The sequence below is a fragment of the Pseudomonas sp. LBUM1664 genome (genome assembly GCF_059695895.1).
On record NZ_CP166791.1, the window covers coordinates 4,619,239 to 4,641,818 of the forward strand.

General features: G+C 59.5%; 21 protein-coding genes and 1 pseudogene. 12 read left to right on the forward strand and 10 right to left on the reverse strand.

The annotated features are described in order from the left end of the window. Positions 1–23: 23 nt before the first annotated feature. The 4 genes from ACA047_RS21615 to sdhC are packed head-to-tail and all read right to left on the reverse strand — an operon-like array spanning position 24 to position 3,252. Positions 24–728: a succinate dehydrogenase iron-sulfur subunit gene (locus ACA047_RS21615; RefSeq protein WP_497352785.1), complete on the reverse strand. Its 705-nt coding sequence runs from the start codon at positions 726–728 to the stop codon at positions 24–26. A gap of 11 nt (positions 729–739) precedes the next feature. Next, on the reverse strand, positions 740–2,512 hold the full coding sequence (gene sdhA, locus ACA047_RS21620) for a succinate dehydrogenase flavoprotein subunit (RefSeq protein WP_497352786.1): 1,773 nt from the start codon (positions 2,510–2,512) through the stop codon (positions 740–742). A 3-nt stretch (positions 2,513–2,515) separates the two neighbouring features. Continuing rightward, positions 2,516–2,884, reverse strand: a complete 369-nt coding sequence (gene sdhD, locus ACA047_RS21625; protein ID WP_304554365.1) for a succinate dehydrogenase, hydrophobic membrane anchor protein — start codon at positions 2,882–2,884, stop codon at positions 2,516–2,518. After that, on the reverse strand, positions 2,878–3,252 hold the full coding sequence (sdhC, locus tag ACA047_RS21630; protein WP_003179220.1) for a succinate dehydrogenase, cytochrome b556 subunit: 375 nt from the start codon (positions 3,250–3,252) through the stop codon (positions 2,878–2,880). Before sdhC ends, sdhD begins: the two co-directional genes overlap by 7 nt. Positions 3,253–3,617: 365 nt before the next feature. Here sdhC and gltA point away from each other — a divergent pair, with 365 nt between their 5' ends. Further along, positions 3,618–4,907 (forward strand): citrate synthase, encoded by a 1,290-nt coding sequence (gene gltA / locus ACA047_RS21635; protein WP_497352789.1) that lies wholly within the window; start codon positions 3,618–3,620, stop codon positions 4,905–4,907. A 283-nt stretch (positions 4,908–5,190) separates the two neighbouring features. Here gltA and ACA047_RS21640 read toward each other — a convergent pair whose 3' ends face one another. The 3 genes from ACA047_RS21640 to ACA047_RS21650 form a co-directional block, all read right to left on the reverse strand. Further along, the gene (locus tag ACA047_RS21640) at positions 5,191–6,849 is read right to left on the reverse strand and encodes a cation acetate symporter (RefSeq protein ID WP_497352791.1); all 1,659 of its coding nucleotides are present in this window, start codon (positions 6,847–6,849) and stop codon (positions 5,191–5,193) included. Continuing rightward, positions 6,846–7,157, reverse strand: a complete 312-nt coding sequence (locus ACA047_RS21645; RefSeq protein WP_497352793.1) for a DUF485 domain-containing protein — start codon at positions 7,155–7,157, stop codon at positions 6,846–6,848. The genes ACA047_RS21640 and ACA047_RS21645 overlap by 4 nt, the downstream gene beginning before the upstream one ends. A 232-nt stretch (positions 7,158–7,389) precedes the next feature. Then, entirely contained in the window at positions 7,390–8,244 is an 855-nt protein-coding gene (locus ACA047_RS21650) for a glycine betaine ABC transporter substrate-binding protein (protein ID WP_497352795.1), read from the reverse strand. Between the two features lie 430 nt (positions 8,245–8,674). Between ACA047_RS21650 and ACA047_RS21655 the strand changes: the two genes are divergently transcribed. Continuing rightward, on the forward strand, positions 8,675–9,973 hold the full coding sequence (locus ACA047_RS21655) for an alpha/beta fold hydrolase (protein ID WP_497352797.1): 1,299 nt from the start codon (positions 8,675–8,677) through the stop codon (positions 9,971–9,973). Further along, positions 9,966–10,754, forward strand: a complete 789-nt coding sequence (locus ACA047_RS21660; RefSeq protein WP_497352799.1) for an MlaA family lipoprotein — start codon at positions 9,966–9,968, stop codon at positions 10,752–10,754. The genes ACA047_RS21655 and ACA047_RS21660 overlap by 8 nt, the downstream gene beginning before the upstream one ends. Positions 10,755–10,819: 65 nt before the next feature. Here the strand turns inward: ACA047_RS21660 and ACA047_RS21665 are convergent, their stop codons facing one another. Continuing rightward, the gene (locus tag ACA047_RS21665) at positions 10,820–11,734 is read right to left on the reverse strand and encodes a DUF808 domain-containing protein (RefSeq protein WP_497352801.1); all 915 of its coding nucleotides are present in this window, start codon (positions 11,732–11,734) and stop codon (positions 10,820–10,822) included. A 130-nt stretch (positions 11,735–11,864) separates the two neighbouring features. On the opposite strand from ACA047_RS21665, the gene ACA047_RS21670 reads away from it, so the two are divergent. Further along, positions 11,865–12,470, forward strand: a complete 606-nt coding sequence (locus tag ACA047_RS21670; RefSeq protein WP_497352803.1) for a TetR/AcrR family transcriptional regulator — start codon at positions 11,865–11,867, stop codon at positions 12,468–12,470. 131 nt (positions 12,471–12,601) lie between these two features. Here the strand turns inward: ACA047_RS21670 and ACA047_RS21675 are convergent, their stop codons facing one another. Both ACA047_RS21675 and ACA047_RS21680 read right to left on the reverse strand, forming a co-directional pair. After that, entirely contained in the window at positions 12,602–13,060 is a 459-nt protein-coding gene (locus ACA047_RS21675) for an REP-associated tyrosine transposase (RefSeq protein WP_497352805.1), read from the reverse strand. 196 nt (positions 13,061–13,256) lie between these two features. After that, the gene (locus ACA047_RS21680; RefSeq protein ID WP_497352807.1) at positions 13,257–13,706 is read right to left on the reverse strand and encodes a GlcG/HbpS family heme-binding protein; all 450 of its coding nucleotides are present in this window, start codon (positions 13,704–13,706) and stop codon (positions 13,257–13,259) included. Between the two features lie 266 nt (positions 13,707–13,972). On the opposite strand from ACA047_RS21680, the gene gcl reads away from it, so the two are divergent. From gcl to ACA047_RS21720, 8 genes and pseudogenes are all read left to right on the forward strand, one after another. Further along, the gene (gene gcl, locus ACA047_RS21685; RefSeq protein ID WP_497352809.1) at positions 13,973–15,748 is read left to right on the forward strand and encodes a glyoxylate carboligase; all 1,776 of its coding nucleotides are present in this window, start codon (positions 13,973–13,975) and stop codon (positions 15,746–15,748) included. 71 nt (positions 15,749–15,819) lie between these two features. Then, positions 15,820–16,602 carry a hydroxypyruvate isomerase gene (gene hyi, locus ACA047_RS21690; RefSeq protein ID WP_497352811.1) on the forward strand — a complete coding sequence of 261 codons (783 nt, stop codon included), beginning with the start codon at positions 15,820–15,822 and terminating at the stop codon, positions 16,600–16,602. A 158-nt stretch (positions 16,603–16,760) separates the two neighbouring features. After that, positions 16,761–17,651: a 2-hydroxy-3-oxopropionate reductase gene (locus ACA047_RS21695; RefSeq protein WP_497352813.1), complete on the forward strand. Its 891-nt coding sequence runs from the start codon at positions 16,761–16,763 to the stop codon at positions 17,649–17,651. 62 nt (positions 17,652–17,713) lie between these two features. Further along, positions 17,714–18,994 carry a glycerate kinase type-2 family protein gene (locus tag ACA047_RS21700; RefSeq protein ID WP_497352815.1) on the forward strand — a complete coding sequence of 427 codons (1,281 nt, stop codon included), beginning with the start codon at positions 17,714–17,716 and terminating at the stop codon, positions 18,992–18,994. Positions 18,995–19,013: 19 nt separating this feature from the next. Further along, positions 19,014–19,154: pseudogene (locus ACA047_RS21705) on the forward strand (urea transporter); the annotation flags it as partial. Between the two features lie 21 nt (positions 19,155–19,175). After that, positions 19,176–20,000, forward strand: a complete 825-nt coding sequence (locus ACA047_RS21710; RefSeq protein WP_497352817.1) for an ion transporter — start codon at positions 19,176–19,178, stop codon at positions 19,998–20,000. A gap of 94 nt (positions 20,001–20,094) precedes the next feature. Then, positions 20,095–21,093 carry a sulfate ABC transporter substrate-binding protein gene (locus ACA047_RS21715; protein WP_497352819.1) on the forward strand — a complete coding sequence of 333 codons (999 nt, stop codon included), beginning with the start codon at positions 20,095–20,097 and terminating at the stop codon, positions 21,091–21,093. 249 nt (positions 21,094–21,342) lie between these two features. Beyond that, the gene (locus ACA047_RS21720) at positions 21,343–22,548 is read left to right on the forward strand and encodes an MFS transporter (RefSeq protein WP_497352821.1); all 1,206 of its coding nucleotides are present in this window, start codon (positions 21,343–21,345) and stop codon (positions 22,546–22,548) included. Positions 22,549–22,580 lie beyond the last annotated feature (32 nt).

Below are 22,580 nucleotides of genomic sequence, written 5' to 3' on the forward strand. Positions count from 1 at the left end.
GTCCTACGGGTACAGCAGCTGAATCACACGCCGTTTTGCAGCAGCATGTTACGTACGTGACCGATGGCCTTAGTCGGGTTCAGGCCTTTCGGACAGACGTTGACGCAGTTCATGATCCCGCGGCAGCGGAATACGCTGAACGGGTCATCCAGTGCAGCCAGACGCTCGGACGTCATGGTGTCACGGCTGTCTGCCAGGAAGCGATACGCTTGCAGCAGAGCAGCCGGACCCAGGAATTTGTCCGGGTTCCACCAGAAGGACGGGCACGAGGTCGAGCAGCAGGCGCACAGGATGCACTCGTACAGACCATCAAGCTTCTCACGCTCTTCCGGAGACTGCAGACGCTCGATGGCCGGAGCCGGCGTGTCGTTCTGCAGGAATGGCTTCACCTTCTCGTATTGCTTGTAGAAGATGCTCATATCGACGACCAGGTCACGAATAACCGGCAAACCTGGCAGCGGACGAACAACCAGCTTGTTGCCCTTGACCACAGCAGACAGCGGCGTGATGCATGCCAGGCCGTTCTTGCCGTTGATGTTCATGCCGTCGGAGCCGCAAACGCCCTCACGGCAAGAGCGACGATAGGAGAAACCCTCGTCCTGCTCTTTGATCAGGGCCAGCACGTCCAGCACCATCAGGTCTTTACCACCGGTATCAACCTGGAATTCCTGCATGAACGGCGCGGCGTCCTGATCAGGGTTGTAGCGATAAACACTGACTTGCAACATGGCGGCCACCCTTAGTAAGTCCGAATCTTGGGTTCAAACGTCGGAACAGTCTTCGGCGAGAAGTTCACGGCACGCTTGGTGACGCGTTTATCACCTGGGAAGTACAGGGTGTGGCACAGCCAGTTTTCGTCGTCACGGTCTTCGTAGTCTTCGCGGGCGTGAGCGCCACGGGACTCTTTACGCACTTCTGCCGCGATGGCGGTGGCTTCGGCCACTTCCAGCAGGTTCTGCAGTTCCAGCGCTTCGATACGTGCAGTGTTGAACGCCTGCGACTTATCGTTGATCTTCACGTTGGCAATTCGTTCACGCAATTGAGCCAACTGAGCGATACCCTTCTGCATGTATTCGCCCGTACGGAATACACCGAAGTAGTTCTGCATGCAGTTTTGCAGCTCGCGACGCAGGGTGGCAACGTCTTCGCCTTCGGTGCGCTCGTTAAGGCCAGCCAGACGCTTCAGAGCCACGTCGATGTCGGTGTCGCTGGCGTCGCGGTAACTGATACCGTCGGTCAGCGCTTTTTCCAGGTGCAGGCCGGCCGCGCGGCCGAATACCACCAAGTCGAGCAGCGAGTTGCCGCCCAGACGGTTGGCACCGTGAACCGATACGCATGCCACTTCACCCACTGCGAACAGGCCAGGGATGATTTCGTCTACGCCTTCGGCGTTCTGGGTGATCGCCTGGCCGTGAATGTTGGTGGCAACGCCGCCCATCATATAGTGGCAGGTTGGAACGACCGGAACTGGCGCGACAACCGGGTCAACGTGAGCAAAAGTCTTCGACAGTTCGCAGATGCCTGGCAGACGGCTGTGCAGCACTTCCTCGCCCAGGTGGTCGAGCTTGAGCATCACGTGGTCGCCATTGGGACCACAACCGTTACCGGCGATGATTTCCTTGACCATCGAACGGGCCACGACGTCACGACCGGCAAGGTCTTTGGCGTTCGGAGCATAACGCTCCATGAAACGCTCGCCGTGCTTGTTGATCAGGTAACCGCCTTCACCACGGCAACCTTCGGTGACCAGTACACCGGCGCCGGCGATGCCGGTCGGGTGGAACTGCCACATTTCGATGTCTTGTACCGGCACACCAGCACGCAGAGCCATGCCGACGCCGTCACCGGTGTTGATCAGGGCGTTGGTGGTGGACGCGTAGATACGACCGGCACCGCCGGTCGCCAGCACGGTGGCCTTGGCGCGGATGTAGGTGGTTTCGCCGGTTTCGATGCAGATCGCGATCACGCCGACGAAGGCGCCGTCCTGGTTCTTCACTAGGTCAACCGCGTAGTACTCGTTCAGGAACGTGGTACCGGCTTTCAGGTTGCCCTGATAAAGGGTGTGCAGCAGTGCGTGACCGGTACGGTCGGACGCCGCGCAAGTACGCGCAGCCTGGCCGCCCTTGCCGTAGTCCTTGGACTGGCCACCGAACGGACGCTGGTAGATACGGCCGGTTTCGGTACGCGAGAACGGCAGACCCATGTGATCCAGTTCGAAAACTGCAGCCGGGCCTTCCTGACACATGTATTCGATAGCGTCCTGGTCACCGATGTAGTCGGAACCCTTGACGGTATCGTACATGTGCCAGCGCCAGTCATCGTTCGGGTCGGCCGAAGCGATGGCGCAGGTGATACCGCCCTGGGCGGATACAGTGTGCGAACGGGTCGGGAAAACCTTGGTGATCACGGCAGTCTTGTGACCGCCCTGTGCCAGTTGCAGCGCTGCGCGCATGCCGGCACCGCCACCACCAATGATGATGGCGTCGAAAGAAATCGTAGGAATGTTAGCCATGAATCAGATACCCCAAAGAATCTGCACACCCCAGACGAAGTACGCAAACATCGCGACGCCGCATACTGCCTGGAAGAGGAAACGTATGGCAGTCGCCGACTTGCCAAACGCCATTTGCGTCAGGTAGTCGGTCGCGATGGTCCACATGCCGACCCAGGCGTGAGCGCCCAGCGCGACAAGTGCCAACAGACTGAAGATACGCATCCAGTTGCTTGCGAACAGTTCATGCCATTGGGCATAGCCAAGGCCTGGGTTTGCTACGACATATCCGATCAGGAAAATGAAGTAAGCCGCGAGAACGACCGCAGACACACGCTGCGCCATCCAGTCATAGAGGCCCGAACGCGAGAGGTTCGTGACGTTGGTTACCATATCCAGACTCCTGCCAGAACGATCAACACCGCAGACACGGCGATAATGATTTTTGAGCCCAGTTTGCCGCCTTCCAGCGTCTCACCGATGCCCATGTCCATGATCAAGTGGCGCACACCGGCAACCAAGTGATACAGCAAGGCGGACAGGATGCCCCAAATCACTAGCTTGGCTAGCGGACTGGTCAGACACGCTTTCACCTGACCGAAGCCTTCTTCCGAGTCGAGCGACTTGTCCAATGCATAAAGCATGATGGCCAGGCTGACGAAGAGAATGACACCGGAAATTCGGTGAAGAATGGACGTGTAAGCAGTGACTGGGAGTTTGATGGTCCTTAGGTCTAGGTTTACAGGTCGTTGGCTTTTCACGGCTTTTTTTCACACTGATGAGCCCCTAACAATCAGGGCAAAGTTGTTGGGGCGCGCACTGGTCAGGTACTCACCACCCAGGGAGTGACGACCCCCAAGAAAAGCAGGCCCAAAAGCCCCTGGCGGTCGGTGGCCGAGTATAGACAGTTAGGCTACTAATGACAACGCGTTCACCTCCCCCATATAGCGCATTGCACAAGTGGGGCAAAAGGCGTAAACGGCAGGTAATTTCGCGGAAAAAGTCCGGTTAAAGCCTTCTGGAGCAAGACTTTAGGCAAATTGACTTTCGGATTTATCTCACTATAGTGGTGCGGGCCCTGCGTGGGGGGTCTGTCTGATGATTTCAAGCATTAATAGGAGGCCACATGGCTGACAAAAAAGCGCAGTTGATCATCGAGGGCGCAGCCCCCGTCGAGCTGCCCATTTTAACCGGCACCGTTGGTCCCGATGTAATCGACGTACGGGGCCTGACGGCCACGGGCCGTTTCACCTTTGACCCAGGTTTCATGTCGACCGCTTCGTGCGAGTCGAAAATCACCTATATCGACGGCGACAACGGCATTTTGCTGCACCGCGGCTACCCGATCGAGCAACTGGCTGAAAAATCGGACTACCTGGAAACCTGCTACCTGCTGCTCAACGGCGAGCTGCCAACCGTAGAGCAAAAGGCCCAGTTCGTCAGCACCGTGAAGAACCACACCATGGTTCACGAGCAGTTGAAAACCTTCTTCAACGGTTTCCGTCGCGATGCCCATCCGATGGCCGTCATGTGCGGCGTTGTCGGCGCCCTCTCGGCCTTCTACCACGACTCCCTGGACATCAATAACCCCCAGCATCGCGAAATTTCCGCGATCCGCCTGGTGGCGAAGATGCCAACCCTGGCAGCCATGGTCTACAAGTACTCCATGGGCCAGCCCATGATGTACCCGCGCAACGACCTCAATTATGCAGAGAACTTCCTGCATATGATGTTCAACACCCCGTGCGAGATCAAACCGATCAGCCCGGTGCTCGCCAAGGCCATGGACCGGATTTTCATCCTCCATGCCGACCACGAGCAGAACGCTTCCACGTCCACCGTGCGTCTGGCCGGCTCGTCGGGTGCCAACCCGTTCGCCTGTATCGCCGCCGGTATCGCCGCACTCTGGGGCCCGGCTCACGGCGGTGCCAACGAAGCGGTACTGACCATGCTCGATGAAATCGGCGATGTCTCGAACATCGACAAGTTCATCGCCAAGGCCAAGGACAAGAACGATCCGTTCAAGTTGATGGGCTTCGGTCACCGGGTCTACAAGAACCGCGACCCGCGCGCCACCGTCATGAAGCAGACCTGCGACGAAGTACTCAAGGAACTGGGGATCAACAACGATCCGCAACTCGAACTGGCCATGCGCCTGGAAGAGATCGCCCTGACCGACCCGTACTTCATCGAGCGCTCGCTGTACCCGAACGTCGACTTCTACTCGGGGATCATCCTCAAGGCGATCGGCATTCCAACCAGCATGTTCACCGTGATCTTCGCTTTGGCGCGGACCGTGGGCTGGATCTCCCACTGGAAAGAAATGCTCTCCAGCCCGTACAAAATCGGCCGCCCGCGCCAGTTGTACACCGGCTACGAGTCGCGTGACATCACCAAGCTGGAAGACCGCAAGTAAGACCCGCCTTGCAATAAGGTCTCAAGCTGCACCGAAACGGCCCCTGCTTCTTATATAAAGAGCAGGGGCCGTTTTGTTTGCGCCCTCTTTTATCTGATACAGACCCGACGCCATCGCGAACAGGCTCGCTCCCACAGGGGTATGCATTCCCATGCGGGAGCCAACCTGCTCGCGATGGCGGTAGAGCTGCCAACCCTAAAACCCGCACAAACAAAAATACCCCGGCCTCTGGACCGGGGTATTTCGTCAAACACAACGCTTAAGCTTGCAGCTTATCGCCGACTCAGTGATTCACCGCCCCACTCGCCCCCAGGCCAGTCTGCGAACGCACGAATTGCGGGAAGAACAGCGCCCGCTCGTTTGCGCCTTCAGTCGACTTGTCGGTGATGGAGAAGAACCAGATGCCAACGAAGGCAATGGCCATCGAGAACAGCGCAGGGTATTCATACGGGAAGATCGCCTTCTCGTGACCCATGATCTGCACCCAGATGGTTGGACCGAGCACCATCAGGCCCACGGCACTGACCAGGCCCAGCCAGCCGCCGATCATGGCGCCACGGGTGGTCAGCTTCTTCCAGTACATCGAAAGCAGCAGCACCGGGAAGTTGCAGCTCGCCGCGATGGAGAACGCCAGGCCCACCATGAACGCGATGTTCTGCTTCTCGAACAGGATACCCAAGCCAATCGCCAGCACTGCCAGGGCGATGGTGGTGATTTTCGACACGCGAATCTCATCCTTCTCGTTGGCCTTGCCTTTTTTGATCACGCTGGCATACAGGTCATGGGACACCGCCGAGGCACCGGCCAGGGTCAGGCCCGCCACTACCGCCAGGATGGTGGCAAAGGCTACGGCCGAGATGAAGCCCAGGAAGATGCTGCCGCCCACCGCGTTGGCCAGATGCACCGCCGCCATGTTGTTGCCACCCAGCAAGGCACCTGCCGCGTCCTTGAAGGCCGGGTTGGTGCTGACCAGCAGGATCGCGCCGAAGCCGATGATGAAGGTCAGGATGTAGAAGTAACCGATGAAGCCAGTGGCATACAGCACGCTCTTGCGAGCTTCCTTGGCGTCACTCACGGTGAAGAAGCGCATCAGAATGTGTGGCAGGCCAGCGGTGCCGAACATCAGCGCCAGACCCAGGGAGAAGGCTGAGATCGGATCCTTCACCAGGCCACCGGGGCTCATGATCGCCTCACCTTTAGGGTGAACCTTGACCGCTTCGGCAAACAGCATGTTGAAGTCGAAGTTGACGTGTTTCATGACCATCAAGGCCATGAACGAAGCACCCGACAGCAACAGCACAGCCTTGATGATCTGTACCCAGGTGGTGGCCAGCATGCCGCCAAACAGCACGTAGAGGCACATCAGGATACCGACCAGAACCACCGCAACGTGATAGTCCAGACCGAACAGCAACTGGATCAGCTTGCCGGCACCGACCATCTGCGCAATCAGGTAGAACGCCACAACCACCAGCGAACCGCTGGCAGACAAGGTGCGGATCTGAGTTTGGCCCAGGCGATAGGACGCCACGTCGGCAAAAGTGTATTTACCCAGGTTACGCAGGCGCTCGGCGATCAGGAACAGAATGATCGGCCAGCCCACCAGGAAGCCGATCGAATAGATCAGGCCATCGTAGCCAGAGGTGAACACCAGCGCGGAAATCCCCAGGAAGGACGCCGCCGACATGTAGTCACCGGCAATGGCCAAGCCGTTCTGAAAGCCAGTAATCCGGCCACCTGCCGCATAGTAGTCAGCGGCCGACTTGTTACGCTTGGACGCCCAGTAAGTGATGCACAGGGTCGCGCCGACGAAGGCCACGAACATCACGATGGCGGAAACGTTGAGGGGTTGCTTCTGCACGGCACCGGTCAGGGCTTCAGCCGCCCAGGCGCCCGGGGCAAACACTGCGATGCTCAATAGAGCCATTAGACGCCGGATCATTGCTGAGCCTCCTTGAGAATCGCATTGTTCAGGTCGTCGAACTCGCCATTGGCACGTCGCACATAGATAGCGGTCAGGATGAAAGCCGAGAGAATCAGGCCGACACCGATGGGGATGCCCCAGGTGATCGTGCTTTCGGGCGTGATCCTCGCCCCGAGAATGTGTGGCCCGTAGGCGATCAGCAGAATGAAGCCGGAATAGAGCCCAAGCATGATCGCCGAGAGAATCCAGGCGAACTTTTCTCTTTTTCTCACCAGCTCCTTGAAGCGCGGGCTGTTTTGAATCGAGAGGTAAATGCTGTCGTTCATTGTTTTTATCCTCGCAGCACAGATTTAAGTTGGAACGACCCTACTCTATGCGGCTCAAGGCCAGGTTCCAGACGACCTTAGTATTAGAACGACATGATGGTCTCGCCAATGTCCCGTCAATATTCGCAAATCCCCTTGTGGGACATGCGCGACAATATTGAAGGCCTGCGGACACAAAAAAGCCGCATGACACGAAGTCATGCGGCTTTTCGAGGTCGCTAAACCAGGTTGATTACTTGCCGACCCACTCCGCTACGCGTTCCGGGTGCTTGGCCACCCAGTCCTTGGCGGCGGCTTCAGGCTTGGCACCGTCCTGGATCGCCAGCATGACTTCGCCGATTTCGTCTTTCGAGGCCCACTGGAATTTCTTCAGGAAGGCGACCACTTCCGGCGCCTTGGCTTCCAAGCCCTTGCTGCCGATGCTGTTTACGGTTTCAGCCGCGCCATAAACGCCTTTCGGGTCTTCCAGGAAGCGCAGTTTCCACTTGGCGAACATCCAGTGCGGCACCCAACCGGTGACGGCGATGGATTCGTTTTTCTTCTCGGCACGGGTCAGCTCGGCAATCATGCCGGCCCCGGAACTGGCCTTGAGTTGATACCCGGTCAGGTCGTAATCCTTGATGGCCTGCTCGGTCTTGAGCATCACGCCTGAACCGGCGTCGATGCCGACAATGCGTTTTTTGAAGGAGTCGTCGGTTTTCAGATCCTCGAGCGACTTGGCCTTGACGTACTCCGGTACGATCAGGCCGATTTTTGCGTCTTTGAAGTTAGGGCCGTAATCGACCACCTGATCCTTGTTCTTCGCCCAGTAATCGCCATGGGTCACCGGCAGCCAGGCCGACAGCATCGCGTCGAGCTTGCCGGTGGCCACGCCTTGCCACATGATCCCGGTCGCGACCGCTTGCAGCTTCACGTCATAGCCGAGTTTCTGTTGGATGACTTCAGCCGCCACGTGCGTGGTAGCGACGCTGTCGGACCAGCCATCGACGTAACCAATGCTCAGGGTTTTAGTTTCGGCGCTGGCCAGTGTGGAGCTGATCGCCAGTACCAGTGCGGCACCTGCGCCCAAGAATCGTCGCATCTTCATCGTTACTTCCCCGAAAGTGCTGCGCTCGACGGATGCCGAGCGACGTCAACGTATTGTTATGGTGCACAGCGCCCCCCATCACGCTCGCCTGCCAAAGCGCTTCGAACGACAGCGGAGTACTGACGCGTCGATCATCAACCTGCGCCGATCTGGAACCTGCTCTGCCTGCGACGTTGAGGCAACGAGAAACGACATCAGAAAGCCAGCAACCGATTTCAGGGGTCGCCGTCGCAAAAATTCGCCCGAACCTTGCATGCCAGAATCGAGCAAGTCGCCAGATAACTAGCCTCTACCCCGCGCGAACGTGTATCGTCCCGCTACTATTGCGCCCCGTCCGCGCCTGTTTTGTGCCAGTCATGGCACTTGGCTTCGCTTCGGTGGTCATAGGCTGCGAACCTCATTCGGCACCTTTCCTCCTAGGGATCTAGTCATGCTCCTTTCATTGCGCTTCGCTGCCCTCATCGGCGGCCTTATCCTGAGTGCGTCCGCGCTGGCGGTAGATATTGACGCCGCCAGCTATGGCTACCCCTTGACCAACCCGTTCGAGGCGACTATTGCGACCACCCCGCCGGACTTGCGCCCGGAGTTGCCGCTGGATGAGGACATCAACCAGTCGGACCACAGCCTGACCCTACGCCCGGAACGTGCGTTCATCCTGCCAGATAACTTCTGGCCGGTGAAAAGCCTCACCTACCGCATGGCCACCCAGGACAAGCCTGCCCCGCTGATCTTCCTGATCGCCGGTACCGGTGCGCGATTCGACAGCAGCATCAACGAATACCTCAAGCGGCTCTACTACAAGGCTGGCTACCACGTGGTGCAACTGTCGTCGCCCACCAGCTTCGACTTCATGAGCGCCGCCTCGCGCTTCGCCACGCCGGGCATCAGCAAGGAAGACGCCGAAGACATGTACCGGGTGATGCAGGCCGTGCGCGCGCAGAACCCGAAGTTACCGGTAACCGAGTACTACCTCAGCGGCTACAGCCTAGGCGCCCTGGACGCGGCCTTCGTCGCGCACCTGGACGAAACCCGTCGCAGCTTCAACTTCAAGAAAGTGCTGTTGCTGAACCCGCCGGTGAACCTCTACACCTCGATCACCAACCTGGACAAACTGGTCCAGACCGAGGTCAAGGGCATCAACAGCACCACCACCTTCTATGAACTGGTGCTGAACAAGCTGACCCGCTACTTCCAGCAAAAAGGCTACATCGACCTCAACGATGCCCTGCTCTATGACTTCCAGCAGTCCAAGCAACACCTGACCAACGAGCAGATGGCGATGCTGATCGGCACGTCGTTCCGCTTCTCGGCAGCCGACATTGCGTTCACCTCGGACCTGATCAACCGCCGCGGCCTGATCATCCCGCCCAAATACCCGATATCTGAAAGCACCAGCCTGACGCCGTTTCTCAAGCGTGCGCTGCAATGTGATTTCGACTGCTACCTCACCGAGCAGGTGATCCCGATGTGGCGCGCGCGCACCGACGGCGGCAGCCTGTTGCAACTGGTCGATCAGGTCAGCCTTTACGCGTTGAAGGATTACCTGCACGACAGCCCGAAAATTGCCGTCATGCACAACGCCGATGACGTCATTCTCGGCCCTGGCGACCTGGGCTTTCTGCGCAAGACTTTTGGCGACCGCCTGACGGTTTATCCACTGGGCGGCCATTGCGGCAACCTTAACTACCGCGTCAACAGCGACGCCATGCTGGAGTTCTTCCGTGGGTAAATACCTCCTGCTTATCGCCGCGTTAATGAGTACGGGCATGGTCCACGCCGATAACAGCAAGGCCAATGCGCCTGTGGTGGTGGATGCGGACGGCTTCAAGGAACCGCTGACCAAGCTCAAGTTCAACCCGGGGCTGGACCAGCGCGAATTCGAGCGCTCGACCCTCAACGCCTTGAATGTCTATGACCCGCTGGAGTCCTGGAACCGTCGCGTCTACCACTTCAACTACCGCTTCGACCAATGGGTGTTCCTGCCCGTTGTCGATGGCTACCGCTACATCACCCCGAGTTTCGTGCGCACCGGGGTCGGCAACTTCTTCAGTAACCTGGGCGACGTACCGAACCTGATAAACAGCCTGCTGCAATTCAAGGGCAAGCGTTCGATGGAAACCACGGCGCGACTGTTGCTCAACACCACCATCGGCATCGCCGGCCTCTGGGACCCGGCCACCGCCATGGGCCTGCCGCGCCAGAGCGAAGATTTCGGCCAGACGCTGGGCTTCTATGGCGTGCCCAGTGGCGCGTACTTCGTGCTACCGATCCTAGGCCCTTCGAACCTGCGCGATACTTCCGGATTGTTGGTGGACTACACCGCCGAATCGGCGATCAACTTCCTGAACGTGTCGGAAGTCAGCTCGAACCACCCGGAAGTGTGGGTCCTGAAAGCCGTGAATGCTCGCTACCAGACCAGCTTCCGCTATGGCCAGCTGAACACGCCGTTCGAGTATGAGAAGGTGCGTTACGTGTACACCGAGGCGCGTAAGTTGCAGATAGCGGAGTAATCCAACTGGCAAATGAGTTTGGGAGCGGGCTTGCTCGCTCCCAAAATTGTTATGTATTGCCAGCTTCAGCCTTTCAGCGCTTTCCAGACCTTGCCAACAATCATTACCCCCGCCAGCACCACAGCCCCCGCCACGATCCCCGCCACCGCATTAAGCAACGTCGGCACGATAAACCCGGCGCCGCCAGCATGGCTCGCCACGCTTTCAATCCAGTGATGCACCACCGGCACGCCATGGGTCAGGATGCCGCCGCCCACCAGGAACATCGCCGCAGTGCCGATCACCGACAGGCTTTTCATCATGTAGGGCGCCGCGCGCAGGATGGCGCCACCAATGCTTTTGGCGAGTTGCCCCGGCTTCTGCGTCAGCCACAGCCCCAGGTCATCGAGCTTGACGATCCCGGCCACCAGGCCATAGACGCCGATGGTCATGACGATGGCAATGCCCGACAGCACGACCACCTGCTGGGTCAGCGGCGCATCGGCGACGGTGCCGAGGGTGATGGCGATGATTTCGGCCGACAGGATGAAGTCTGTGCGCACCGCGCCCTTGATCTTGTCCTTTTCGAAGGCCACCAGATCGACCGCCGGATCGGCCACGGCCTCGACCAGTTGCGCATGCTCGGCCTGATCTTCGGCCGGGCTGTGCAGGAACTTGTGGGCAAGTTTTTCGAACCCTTCGAAACACAGGTAGGCGCCCCCCACCATCAACAGCGGTGTCACCAGCCAGGGCACGAAGGCGCTGATGGCCAGCGCCGACGGCACCAGGATCAACTTGTTGATAAACGAACCCTTGGCCACCGCCCAGACCACCGGCAGCTCCCGCTCGGCACGCACGCCAGAGACTTGCTGGGCATTGAGCGCCAGGTCGTCGCCGAGCACGCCGGCAGTTTTCTTGGCGGCCATCTTGGTCATCAACGCAACATCGTCGAGCACCGTGGCAATGTCATCGATCAGTACCAGCAAACTGCTTCCGGCCATGGGGGGCTCCTTGAATAATAATGCTGCGCAGCATAACGCGACCGACGCTGCCATTGGGCATTCTTGAGCGCCCCGCGAGGCCGGTGCTACCATGCGCAACCGCCAGAACAGGCAAGGAACCCCTGGGTTTATGAGCACTATCCGCGAGCGCAACAAAGAACTGATCCTGCGTGCCGCCAGCGAAGAGTTTGCAGACAAGGGCTTCGCAGCGACCAAAACCAGCGACATCGCGGCCAAGGCGGGCCTGCCCAAACCCAACGTCTATTACTACTTCAAGTCCAAGGAAAACCTCTACCGAGAGGTCTTGGAAAGCATCATCGAACCGATCCTCCAGGCCTCGACGCCTTTCAACGCCGACGGCGTGCCCGCAGAAGTGCTGAGCCACTACATTCGCTCCAAGATCCGCATCTCCCGCGACCTGCCCTTCGCCTCAAAAGTCTTCGCCAGTGAAATCATGCACGGCGCCCCGCACCTGAGCGCCGACCTGGTGGAACAACTCAACGCCCAGGCCCGGCACAACATCGACTGCATCCAGACCTGGATCGACCGCGGCCAGATCGCCCCCATCGACCCCAACCACCTGATGTTCAGCATCTGGGCCGCCACCCAGACCTACGCCGACTTCGACTGGCAGATCTCTGCGGTTACCGGCAAGGCGAAGCTGGACGAAGCGGACTATGAGGCGGCGGCGCAGACGATTATTCGGTTGGTGTTGAAGGGGTGTGAGGCGGACTGAAAGACCGAGGTGCGCCCATTCGCGAGCAAGCCCGCTCCCACACAGGATTTGCGGTGTTTACAAATTTTATGTCCATCACCGGACCCTGTGGGAGCGGGCTTGCTCGCGAATGGCAACGACTCGATTCCAAGTCAAACCCAAATCGCATCCCACAGCGGATAGTCGCCAAACCGCTCAACCAAACCGGCTCGCAGCGGGTTGGCGACAACATAGCGAGCCAGTTTTACCAGATCATCCTCCCGGCGCAGTGCTCGGTCATGGTATCCCTGCTGCCATAGGCTGCCTGCCCTCCCCCCTACCTCATTGATTCCCTTTGCACTGATGGATTTCACCTGACACATCAACTGCCCTAAGGACCCTCGATGTAGTTGAATCAACCAATGAAAATGATCAGGCATGACGACAAAAGCGAGGGAGTCAGCAATGCCCTGCTCTTGTACCGCTCTTAATTGATGGATGACTATCCTGCCCAAGCCATAGTCTTGGAAGACAGGCTCGCGTTCCAGCGTATTGGCTGTCAGTAAATAGATGTGATTTTGCTCTGCATAGCGACCGATACGCAGACGGTGTGAAGCTGAGCGTGCAGGCATTCCATGCCTCCTTTCGTAGTGAAGTCCTGAAAGGCTAGCGTTGTGAATGCAAAATCATGGTTAGATTTTTTAGCTGGATGTGTCTAGTCGATTGCCTTCGCGAGCAAGCCCGCTCCCACAGGAGATTTGCGGTGTTCACACATTTCGTGTCCATCACTGGACCCTGTGGGAGCGGGCTTGCTCGCGAAGACGCCAGTCAATTCACCGCAACATCAAGCCCCGCATCCGCCCGCAACCCCACCGCTTCCACCGCCTTGATCGCCACCTGCTCATCAATATCCGAAGTATCCCCACTAATCCCAATAGCCCCCAACACGGTCCCCTCCTGATCCCTGATCAACACCCCACCCGGTGCCGGTATGACGCTGCCCTGTCCGAGGCCGTTCAACGCGGCGATGAAGGCCGGGCGTTGCTGGGCATCCAGCGCCAGCAGTCGCGAACCCTTGCCCAAGGCGATGGCGCCCCAGGCCTTGCCGATGGCGATCTGTGGGCGAAGCAGGCTCGCGCCGTCTTCACGCTGCAAGGCAATCAAGTGGCCGCCACTGTCGAGGACCGCAACGGTCAGCGGTGCGGCGCTGATTTCACGGCCTGCAGTCAGGGCTTGCCCCGCCAGGTTGAGGGCGACGTTCAAGGTTAAAGCGCTCATGGGTGCTGTCCTTCTTTTGTTATGGGAGAGCCTTCTGGGCTTCGTTTTAAACGAAACCAAAACAACAAATAGAACACAATAATTAATATTATTGTATACAATAATATTACCATCGAGCCATTATCGACGAAAATACGCAGCACGCAGGGCGTTCAGACGAATGAAACAGCCGCTTGATTAAATGGATTGACCTGCACCGCCCGCCGTGAATACACTTTGCGCAAAGCCACTTGTATACAATTATAAAACGTAAGAGGCACAAAATAATGAGCAAAATGAGAGCAATCGAAGCCGCCGTTCTGGTGATGCGCCGTGAAGGCGTGGACACTGCCTTCGGCATCCCAGGTGCTGCGATCAACCCGCTGTACAGCGCCCTGCAAAAGGTTGGCGGCATCGATCACGTCCTCGCTCGCCACGTTGAAGGCGCCTCGCACATGGCCGAGGGCTACACCCGCACCCAGGCCGGCAACATCGGCGTGTGCATCGGCACTTCGGGTCCGGCCGGTACCGACATGGTCACCGGGCTCTACAGCGCGTCGGCCGACTCGATCCCGATCCTGTGCATCACCGGGCAAGCGCCCCGCGCCCGCCTGCACAAAGAAGACTTCCAGGCGGTGGATATCACCAGCATCGTCAAACCGGTGACCAAGTGGGCGACCACCGTCCTGGAACCGGGCCAGGTGCCATACGCTTTCCAGAAAGCCTTTTATGAAATGCGCTCCGGCCGTCCGGGCCCGGTACTGATCGACCTGCCATTTGATGTGCAGATGGCCGAGATTGAATTCGACATCGATGCCTACCAACCCTTGCCCCTGGCCAAACCCGCGGCCAACCGCGTGCAGATCGAGAAAGCCCTGGCCATGCTCGATCAGGCTGAGCGCCCATTGCTGGTGGCCGGTGGCGGAATCATCAACGCCGATGCGAGCGAACTGCTGGTGGAGTTCGCTGAGCTGACCGGGATCCCAGTCATCCCCACACTGATGGGCTGGGGCACCCTTCCGGACGATCACCCGCTGATGGTTGGCATGGTCGGCCTGCAAACCTCCCACCGCTATGGCAACGCAACGCTGCTCAAGTCGGACGTGGTGCTGGGTATCGGCAACCGTTGGGCCAACCGCCACACCGGTTCGGTGGATGTCTACACCGAAGGCCGCACGTTCATTCATGTAGACATCGAGCCGACCCAGATCGGCCGTGTGTTCACTCCGGACCTGGGCATCGTTTCCGACGCAGCCTCGGCGCTGACAGTGTTCATCGAAGTGGCCCGTGAATGGCAAGCCGCCGGCAAGCTGAAGAACCGCAGCGCCTGGTTGCAAGACTGCCAGCAGCGCAAGGCCAGCCTGCAACGCAAGACTCACTTCGACAATGTTCCGGTCAAGCCACAACGCGTGTACGAAGAAATGAACCAGGTGTTTGGCAAGGACACTTGCTACGTCAGCACCATCGGTCTGTCGCAGATCGCCGGGGCTCAGTTCCTGCACGTCTATAAACCGCGCCACTGGATCAATTGTGGCCAGGCAGGCCCCTTGGGCTGGACCATTCCGGCCGCGCTGGGGGTGGTCAAGGCCGACCCGAGCCGCAAGGTCGTGGCGCTGTCGGGCGACTATGATTTCCAGTTCATGATCGAAGAGCTGGCGGTGGGTGCGCAATTCAAGCTGCCGTACATCCACGTTGTCGTGAACAACTCTTACCTGGGCTTGATCCGCCAGGCCCAGCGCGGGTTCGACATGGACTACTGCGTGCAGTTGTCCTTCGATAACCTCAATGCACCGCAGCTCAATGGCTATGGCGTGGACCACATCGCCGTGGCCGAGGGCCTGGGCTGCAAGGCGTTGAGGGTGTTCGAGCCGTCCGGCATCCAGCCGGCGCTGCGCAAGGCCCAGCAGATGATCGAAGAGTTCAAGGTACCGGTGATCGTCGAGATCATTCTGGAGCGGGTGACAAACATCTCCATGGGCACCGAGATCAACGCCGTCAACGAATTTGAAGATCTGGCGCTGGTGGGCAACGATGCACCAACGGCGATTTCGCTGCTTGATTGAGCTGATGATGATCGTTCCCACGCAGAGCGTGGAACGATTAGACCTAACACCTATACCGATAGGAGACCACCATGCCGCGTTTTGCAGCCAACCTGTCCATGCTGTTCACCGAGCTGGATTTCCTCGCCCGTTTCGAAGCGGCCGCCAAGGCCGGCTTCAGTGGTGTCGAATACCTGTTCCCTTATGACTACAGCAGCGCCGAGCTCAAGGCCTTGCTCAACGCCAATAACCTGACCCAGGTGCTGTTCAATCTGCCGGCCGGTGACTGGGCCAAGGGCGAGCGCGGCATCGCCTGCTTGCCTGACCGGGTCGAAGAGTTCCGCGCCGGGGTCGACCTGGCGATCACCTACGCGCAAGTGCTGGGCAACACCCAGGTCAACTGCCTGGCCGGGATTGGGCCGCAGAACGGTGACGAAGCCCTGGTGGAGAAAACCTTTGTCGCCAACCTGAAATACGCCGCCCAGAAGCTGCAAACCAAAGGCATCAAGCTGGTGATGGAAGCCATCAACACCCGCGACATCCCCGGTTTCTACCTGAACAACACCGCCCAGGCCCTGTCGATCCGCGAGCAGGTGGGCAGCGCCAACCTGTTCCTGCAATACGACATCTATCACATGCAGATCATGGAAGGCGACCTGGCCCGAACCCTGTCGGCGCACCTGGGCGAGATCAACCACGTGCAACTGGCGGACAACCCGGGCCGCAACGAGCCAGGCACTGGCGAGATCAACTATCGCTTCTTGTTCGAGCACCTGGACCGCATCGGTTACCAGGGTTGGATCGGCTGCGAATACAAGCCACTGACCACCACCGAAGCGGGATTGGGCTGGCTGAAAACCCATAACGCGATCTGATGCAACAAATCCCCTGTGGGAGCGAGCCTGCTCGCGATAGCTGTAGTCCAGCCAACATTTTTGTTGAATGTGAAACCGCCATCGCGAGCAGGCTCGCTCCCACAGAAAAGCAGTTCCCCACTTGCTTGAAACAGCGATAAAAACAAGAGGATTTTCTCATGGCTAAAATCGGATTCATCGGCACCGGCATCATGGGCCACCCAATGGGGTTGAACCTGCAAAAGGCCGGTCACAGCTTGTTCCTATCCCAGCACCATGACTCGGCGCCGGCCGACCTCGTGGCTGGCGGTGCGGTGGCGTTGGCCAACCCGAAGGAAGTGGCCCAGGAAGCCGAATTCATCATCGTCATGGTCCCCGACACCCCGCAGGTAGAAGACGTGCTGTTGCGCGCCGACGGCGTGGCAGCCGGCGTGGGTGCGGGCAAAGTGGTGATCGACATGAGCTCGATCTCCCCCACCGCCACCAAGGCGTTCGCGGCGAAAATCAACGAAAAAGGTGCGCAGTACCTCGATGCCCCGGTGTCCGGCGGTGAAGTCGGCGCCAAGGCCGCGACCCTGAGCATCATGGTCGGTGGCGACAGCGCCACCTTCGAGCGTGCCTTGCCGCTGTTCCAGGCCATGGGCAAGAACATCACCCTGGTGGGCGGCAACGGCGACGGCCAGACCGCGAAAGTGGCGAACCAAATCATCGTGGCGCTGAACATCCAGGCCGTGGCCGAAGCCCTGCTGTTCGCCGCGAAAAATGGCGCCGACCCAGCCAAGGTCCGCGAAGCGCTGATGGGCGGCTTTGCCTCGTCGAAGATTCTGCAAGTGCATGGCGAACGCATGATCAAAGGCACCTTCGACCCAGGCTTTCGCATCAGCCTGCATCAGAAGGACCTGAACCTGGCCCTGCAAGGTGCCAAGGAGCTGAACATCAACCTGCCCAACACCGCCAACGCCCAGCAAGTATTCAGCACCTGCGCGGCCATCGGCGGCAGCCACTGGGACCACTCGGCGCTGATCAAGGGCCTGGAGCACATGGCCAATTTCTCGATCCGTGACAACTGACACACTCATCCCCACAAGGGTTTGCACTAACTTCCAAATAACAAGAACTCCAGGAGCCCGCCATGTCGGTCGATCCGCAACAATTGCTCCGCGAGCTGTTTGCCACAGCCATCGACGCAGCGCATCCGCAGCAAGTCCTTGAACAACATCTGCCAACCGACCGCAGCGGCCGGGTGATCGTCATCGGTGCCGGCAAGGCTGCCGCCGCGATGGCGCAAGTGGTCGAGCGCTGCTGGCAGGGCGAAGTCACTGGCCTGGTGGTGACCCGTTACGGCCATGGCGCACCCTGTCAGAAAATCGAAGTGGTGGAAGCCGCCCACCCGGTGCCTGACGCCGCTGGCCTGGCCGTGGCCCAGCGGGTGCTGGAAATGGTGAGCAACCTCAGCGAAGACGACCGCGTCATCTTCCTGTTGTCCGGCGGCGGCTCTGCCCTGCTCGCCTTGCCAGCCAAAGGCATCACCCTGGCCGACAAGCAATCGATCAACAAAGCCTTGCTCAAGTCCGGCGCCACCATCGGCGAGATGAACTGCGTGCGCAAGCACCTCTCGGCGATCAAGGGCGGGCGCCTGGGCAAGGCTTGCTGGCCGGCGACGGTCTACACCTACGCGATTTCCGACGTGCCGGGCGACCTCGCCACAGTCATCGCGTCCGGCCCCACAGTGGCCGACCCCAGCACCTCGGCCGAAGCCCTGGCGATCCTCAAGCGCTACAACATTGAGGTGCCGGTTTCGGTGCGTGACTGGCTGCAAAACGTGGAATCGGAAACCGTCAAACCCGGCGACCCGAGCCTGGCCCGCAGCCACTTCCAATTGATCGCCCGCCCCCAGCAATCACTGGAAGCCGCGGCCGTGAAGGCTCGCCAGGCCGGCTTCAGCCCGTTGATCCTCGGCGATCTGGAAGGTGAATCCCGGGAAGTGGCGAAAGTCCACGCCGGCATCGCCCGACAAATCGCCCTCCACGGCCAGCCCTTGGCGGCGCCGTGCGTGATCATTTCCGGCGGCGAAACCACGGTCACCGTGCGCGGCAACGGGCGTGGCGGGCGCAATGCAGAATTCCTGCTGAGCCTGACCGACAGCCTCAAGGGCCACCCCGGCATCTACGCACTGGCCGGCGACACGGACGGCATCGACGGTTCCGAAGACAACGCCGGCGCCCTCATGACCCCGGACAGCTATCGCCGCGCCACCGCGCTGGGCCTGAGCACCCGCGACGAGCTGGACAACAACAACGGCTATGGCTACTTCGCCGCGCTGGATGCGTTGATCGTCACCGAACCGACCCGCACCAACGTCAACGACTTTCGCGCCATCCTGATTCTCGAGAACCCCAAACATGACGCCTGACAAAAAAGTCAAAATCCTCGCGACCCTTGGTCTGGCACCGCTCACCGCACCGTTCATCCTGGCCTGCTGGCTGGTCCACGCCACTGGCCGGGTGTGGCACCAGGCCAGCCTCGACACCGCGCCTTGCGCTCTGCGGGCCAATCACCCTAGGCTTCGCTGATTCCAGATTCAGGCGAAGGTTATGGACAGCAGCAACAATTGGCGTGAACGTCTTTATGTAATGATTTTCCAGACCGACACCGTTGGCGGTCGGCGCTTCGACAGCACACTGCTGTTGATCATCTTCGCCAGCCTGGTGATCGTGATGCTCGACAGCATCGACAGCGTGCACAAAAACTACGCGGCCCTGCTGGCCGGTATCGAGTGGGGCTTCACCTTCATCTTCATCGTGGAATACGGCCTGCGCCTGTACTGCTCGCCCAAGCCCTTGCGCTACGCCTTCAGCTTCTACGGCCTGGTGGACCTGCTGGCGATCGTGCCGGGGATCCTGGCGCTGTATTACAGCGATGCCCAGTACCTGCTGATCATTCGAATCATCCGCATGCTGCGGATTTTCCGGGTACTCAAGCTCAGCCCTTACCTCAAGCAAGCCAACTACCTGATGGCGGCGCTGCGGGGGAGCAAGCAGAAAATCATCGTGTTCCTGGTCGGCGTCTCGACCCTGGTGACTGTGTTCGGCACGTTGATGTACGTCATCGAAGGCCCCGAGCATGGCTTCACCAGCATTCCCAAGGGCATCTATTGGGCTATCGTGACACTGACCACCGTGGGCTTTGGTGACATCGTGCCCAAGACGCCACTGGGCCAGGTGGTGTCGTCCCTGGTGATGATCACCGGCTACTCGATCATCGCCGTGCCGACGGGCATTTTTACCGCCGAACTGGCCACGGCCATGCGCGGTGATCAGCTCAAGCACGATTGCCCGGTGTGCAGCAAAAACAACCATGAACATGGCGCCGCTTTCTGCTCCCGTTGTGGCAATGCGTTGTTTAAGAAATTGGAATAAGCAAAGCACTTTTTAATGCTTGAAGGCCTATAAGCTTGCCGCTAGTGTGCGGGCTTATTGCCCGGAACCCCTTTCAAATAAAAAGGAATTCGCAGTGAAGAACTTCTTTGGCGCCTCACTTCTCGCCGCCGGCCTGACCTTCGGCAGCCTGGCCCACGCCGCCCCGACCCTGCTCAACGTTTCCTACGACGTGATGCGCGATTTCTACAAGGACTACAACGCCGCTTTCCAGAAACACTGGCAGGCCGAGCACAACGAAAACATCACCGTCCAGATGTCTTTCGGCGGCTCCAGCAAGCAGGCGCGCTCGGTGATCGACGGGTTGCCGGCGGATGTCATTACCATGAACATGGCCACCGACATCAACGCCCTGGCGGATAACGGCAAACTGGTGCCCGAGAACTGGGTCACCCGCTTGCCGAACAACAGCGCCCCGTTCACCTCGGCCACGGTGTTCATCGTGCGCAAAGGCAACCCGAAGGCGCTGAAAGACTGGCCCGACCTGCTCAAGGACGGCGTGCAAGTGATCGTGCCCAACCCGAAAACCTCCGGCAACGGCCGCTACACCTACCTGTCGGCCTGGGGCTATGTGCTCAAGAACGGCGGTGACGAGACCAAAGCCAAGGACTTCGTCGGCAAGCTGTTCAAGCAGGCTCCGGTGCTGGACACCGGCGGTCGCGCAGCGACCACCACCTTCATGACCAACCAGATCGGCGACGTGCTGGTGACCTTTGAAAACGAAGCCGAAATGATCGCCCGCGAATTTGGCCGCGACCAATTCGAAGTGGTTTACCCGAGTGTTTCCGCCGAAGCCGAGCCACCGGTGAGCGTGGTGGATAAAGTCGTCGAGAAGAAAGGCTCGCGCGTCGCCGCCGAGGCGTACCTCAACTACCTGTGGTCGCCAGAAGGCCAGGAAATCGCCGCGGCCAACTACCTGCGCCCACGGGACCCGGCCGTCCTCGCCAAATACACCGACCGCTTCCCGAAAGTGGATTTCCTGTCGGTGGAAAAAACCTTCGGCGACTGGCGCACGGTGCAGAAGACGCACTTCAATGATGGTGGGATTTTCGACCAGATTTATAGCGGGCAGTAAGGCACTGATCGCATAGGGTTGCAGGAAGCTTTTGTGGCGAGGGGGCTTGCTCCCGCTGGGCTGCGTAGCGGCCCCATTCTGGCGGTTGCTACGCAACCGAGCGGGAGCAAGCTCCCTTGCCACATAAGAGCCCTCATTGCAGCAACCATCATCAACGGCAGGCATGTCCGGTATCAACCACAAAGCCTGTTCCAGGGCCTCGCAACGCTTTAGCCTCACGCCATCCTTCCATTCACTGATGAGATTGCCATGAGCGCCCACCCATCCGCCCTGCCCGCCAGCACGCGCCTGACCCGAGGCATGGTCCTGCTGTTCGCCTTCTGCTGCGGTGCCATCGTCGCCAACATCTACTACGCCCAGCCCATCATCGAACTGATCGCACCCGACGTCGGCCTGTCCAGCACCATGGCCAGCCTGATCGTCTCGCTGACTCAGATCGGCTATGCCCTGGGCCTGTTTTTTTTGGTGCCGCTGGGAGACCTGCTGGAAAACCGTCGCCTGATGATCCTCACCACCGTGGTGGCGATTGCCAGTCTATTGGGGGCGGCGTTCACCGACCAACCGAACGTGTTCCTGCTGATTTCGCTGCTGGTGGGGTTCAGCTCCGTGTCGGTGCAAGTCCTGATTCCGCTGGCTGCGCACTTGGCGCCGGAAGAATCTCGGGGTCGGGTCGTGGGAGGGATCATGGGCGGCCTGCTGCTGGGGATCCTGCTGGCGCGGCCGATTTCCAGCCTGGTGGCCGACCACTTCGGCTGGCGGGCGATGTTTATGATCGCCGCGGCATTGATGGCCGCGATCAGCGTCGTCCTGGCATTGACCGTACCTAAGCGCCAGCCTGACCACAGCGCCTCCTATGGCCAACTGTTGGGTTCGCTCGGCACCCTGCTGCGCCAGCAACCACAGTTGCGTCAACGGGCGTTTTACCAGGCCTGCATGTTCGCCACGTTCAGCCTGTTCTGGACCGCCGTGCCGCTGGAGCTGTCGCGCAACCATGGCCTGTCCCAGACTGAAATCGCCCTGTTCGCCCTGGTCGGTGCCATCGGCGCCATCGCCGCGCCCATTGCCGGTCGCCTGGCGGACGCCGGCCATACCCGCATCGCCTCGCTATTGGCGATGTTGTTCGCCAGCCTGAGCTTTCTACCGGCCTTCATCCATCCGCTCTACAGCGTTATCGGCCTGGCCGTGACTGGCGTGGTACTGGATTTCTGCGTGCAGATGAACATGGTCCTGGGTCAACGCACCATCTATGCCCTCGATGCCAAAAGTCGCAGCCGCCTCAATGCGCTGTACATGACCAGCATTTTCGTCGGCGGCGCCTTTGGTTCATCGATTGCCAGCGCGGTGTACGAACACGGCGGTTGGTTGTGGGTGGTGATCATCGGCAGTGCCTTCCCGCTACTGGCCTTGCTGCGATTCCTGAGCGCCTCGCAAAAGCGCGCACTGGCGACAGCCTGATACCGTCGCGGCAGAGTTGAATGCCCGGCGGC

What these genes read in the sequence shown, in the direction of transcription:
- ACA047_RS21615 (WP_497352785.1), bottom strand. Translation starts at nt 728, where the DNA reads ATGTTGCAAGTCAGTGTTTATCGCTACAACCCTGATCAGGACGCCGCG.
- gcl (WP_497352809.1), top strand. Translation starts at nt 13,973, where the DNA reads ATGAGCAAAATGAGAGCAATCGAAGCCGCCGTTCTGGTGATGCGCCGT.
- sdhD (WP_304554365.1), bottom strand. Translation starts at nt 2,884, where the DNA reads ATGGTAACCAACGTCACGAACCTCTCGCGTTCGGGCCTCTATGACTGG.
- sdhA (WP_497352786.1), bottom strand. Translation starts at nt 2,512, where the DNA reads ATGGCTAACATTCCTACGATTTCTTTCGACGCCATCATCATTGGTGGT.
- ACA047_RS21640 (WP_497352791.1), bottom strand. Translation starts at nt 6,849, where the DNA reads ATGATCCGGCGTCTAATGGCTCTATTGAGCATCGCAGTGTTTGCCCCG.
- ACA047_RS21700 (WP_497352815.1), top strand. Translation starts at nt 17,714, where the DNA reads ATGTCGGTCGATCCGCAACAATTGCTCCGCGAGCTGTTTGCCACAGCC.
- ACA047_RS21720 (WP_497352821.1), top strand. Translation starts at nt 21,343, where the DNA reads ATGAGCGCCCACCCATCCGCCCTGCCCGCCAGCACGCGCCTGACCCGA.
- ACA047_RS21665 (WP_497352801.1), bottom strand. Translation starts at nt 11,734, where the DNA reads ATGGCCGGAAGCAGTTTGCTGGTACTGATCGATGACATTGCCACGGTG.
- ACA047_RS21670 (WP_497352803.1), top strand. Translation starts at nt 11,865, where the DNA reads ATGAGCACTATCCGCGAGCGCAACAAAGAACTGATCCTGCGTGCCGCC.
- gltA (WP_497352789.1), top strand. Translation starts at nt 3,618, where the DNA reads ATGGCTGACAAAAAAGCGCAGTTGATCATCGAGGGCGCAGCCCCCGTC.
- ACA047_RS21675 (WP_497352805.1), bottom strand. Translation starts at nt 13,060, where the DNA reads ATGCCTGCACGCTCAGCTTCACACCGTCTGCGTATCGGTCGCTATGCA.
- hyi (WP_497352811.1), top strand. Translation starts at nt 15,820, where the DNA reads ATGCCGCGTTTTGCAGCCAACCTGTCCATGCTGTTCACCGAGCTGGAT.
- ACA047_RS21645 (WP_497352793.1), bottom strand. Translation starts at nt 7,157, where the DNA reads ATGAACGACAGCATTTACCTCTCGATTCAAAACAGCCCGCGCTTCAAG.
- ACA047_RS21650 (WP_497352795.1), bottom strand. Translation starts at nt 8,244, where the DNA reads ATGAAGATGCGACGATTCTTGGGCGCAGGTGCCGCACTGGTACTGGCG.
- ACA047_RS21695 (WP_497352813.1), top strand. Translation starts at nt 16,761, where the DNA reads ATGGCTAAAATCGGATTCATCGGCACCGGCATCATGGGCCACCCAATG.
- ACA047_RS21680 (WP_497352807.1), bottom strand. Translation starts at nt 13,706, where the DNA reads ATGAGCGCTTTAACCTTGAACGTCGCCCTCAACCTGGCGGGGCAAGCC.
- ACA047_RS21710 (WP_497352817.1), top strand. Translation starts at nt 19,176, where the DNA reads ATGGACAGCAGCAACAATTGGCGTGAACGTCTTTATGTAATGATTTTC.
- ACA047_RS21655 (WP_497352797.1), top strand. Translation starts at nt 8,675, where the DNA reads ATGCTCCTTTCATTGCGCTTCGCTGCCCTCATCGGCGGCCTTATCCTG.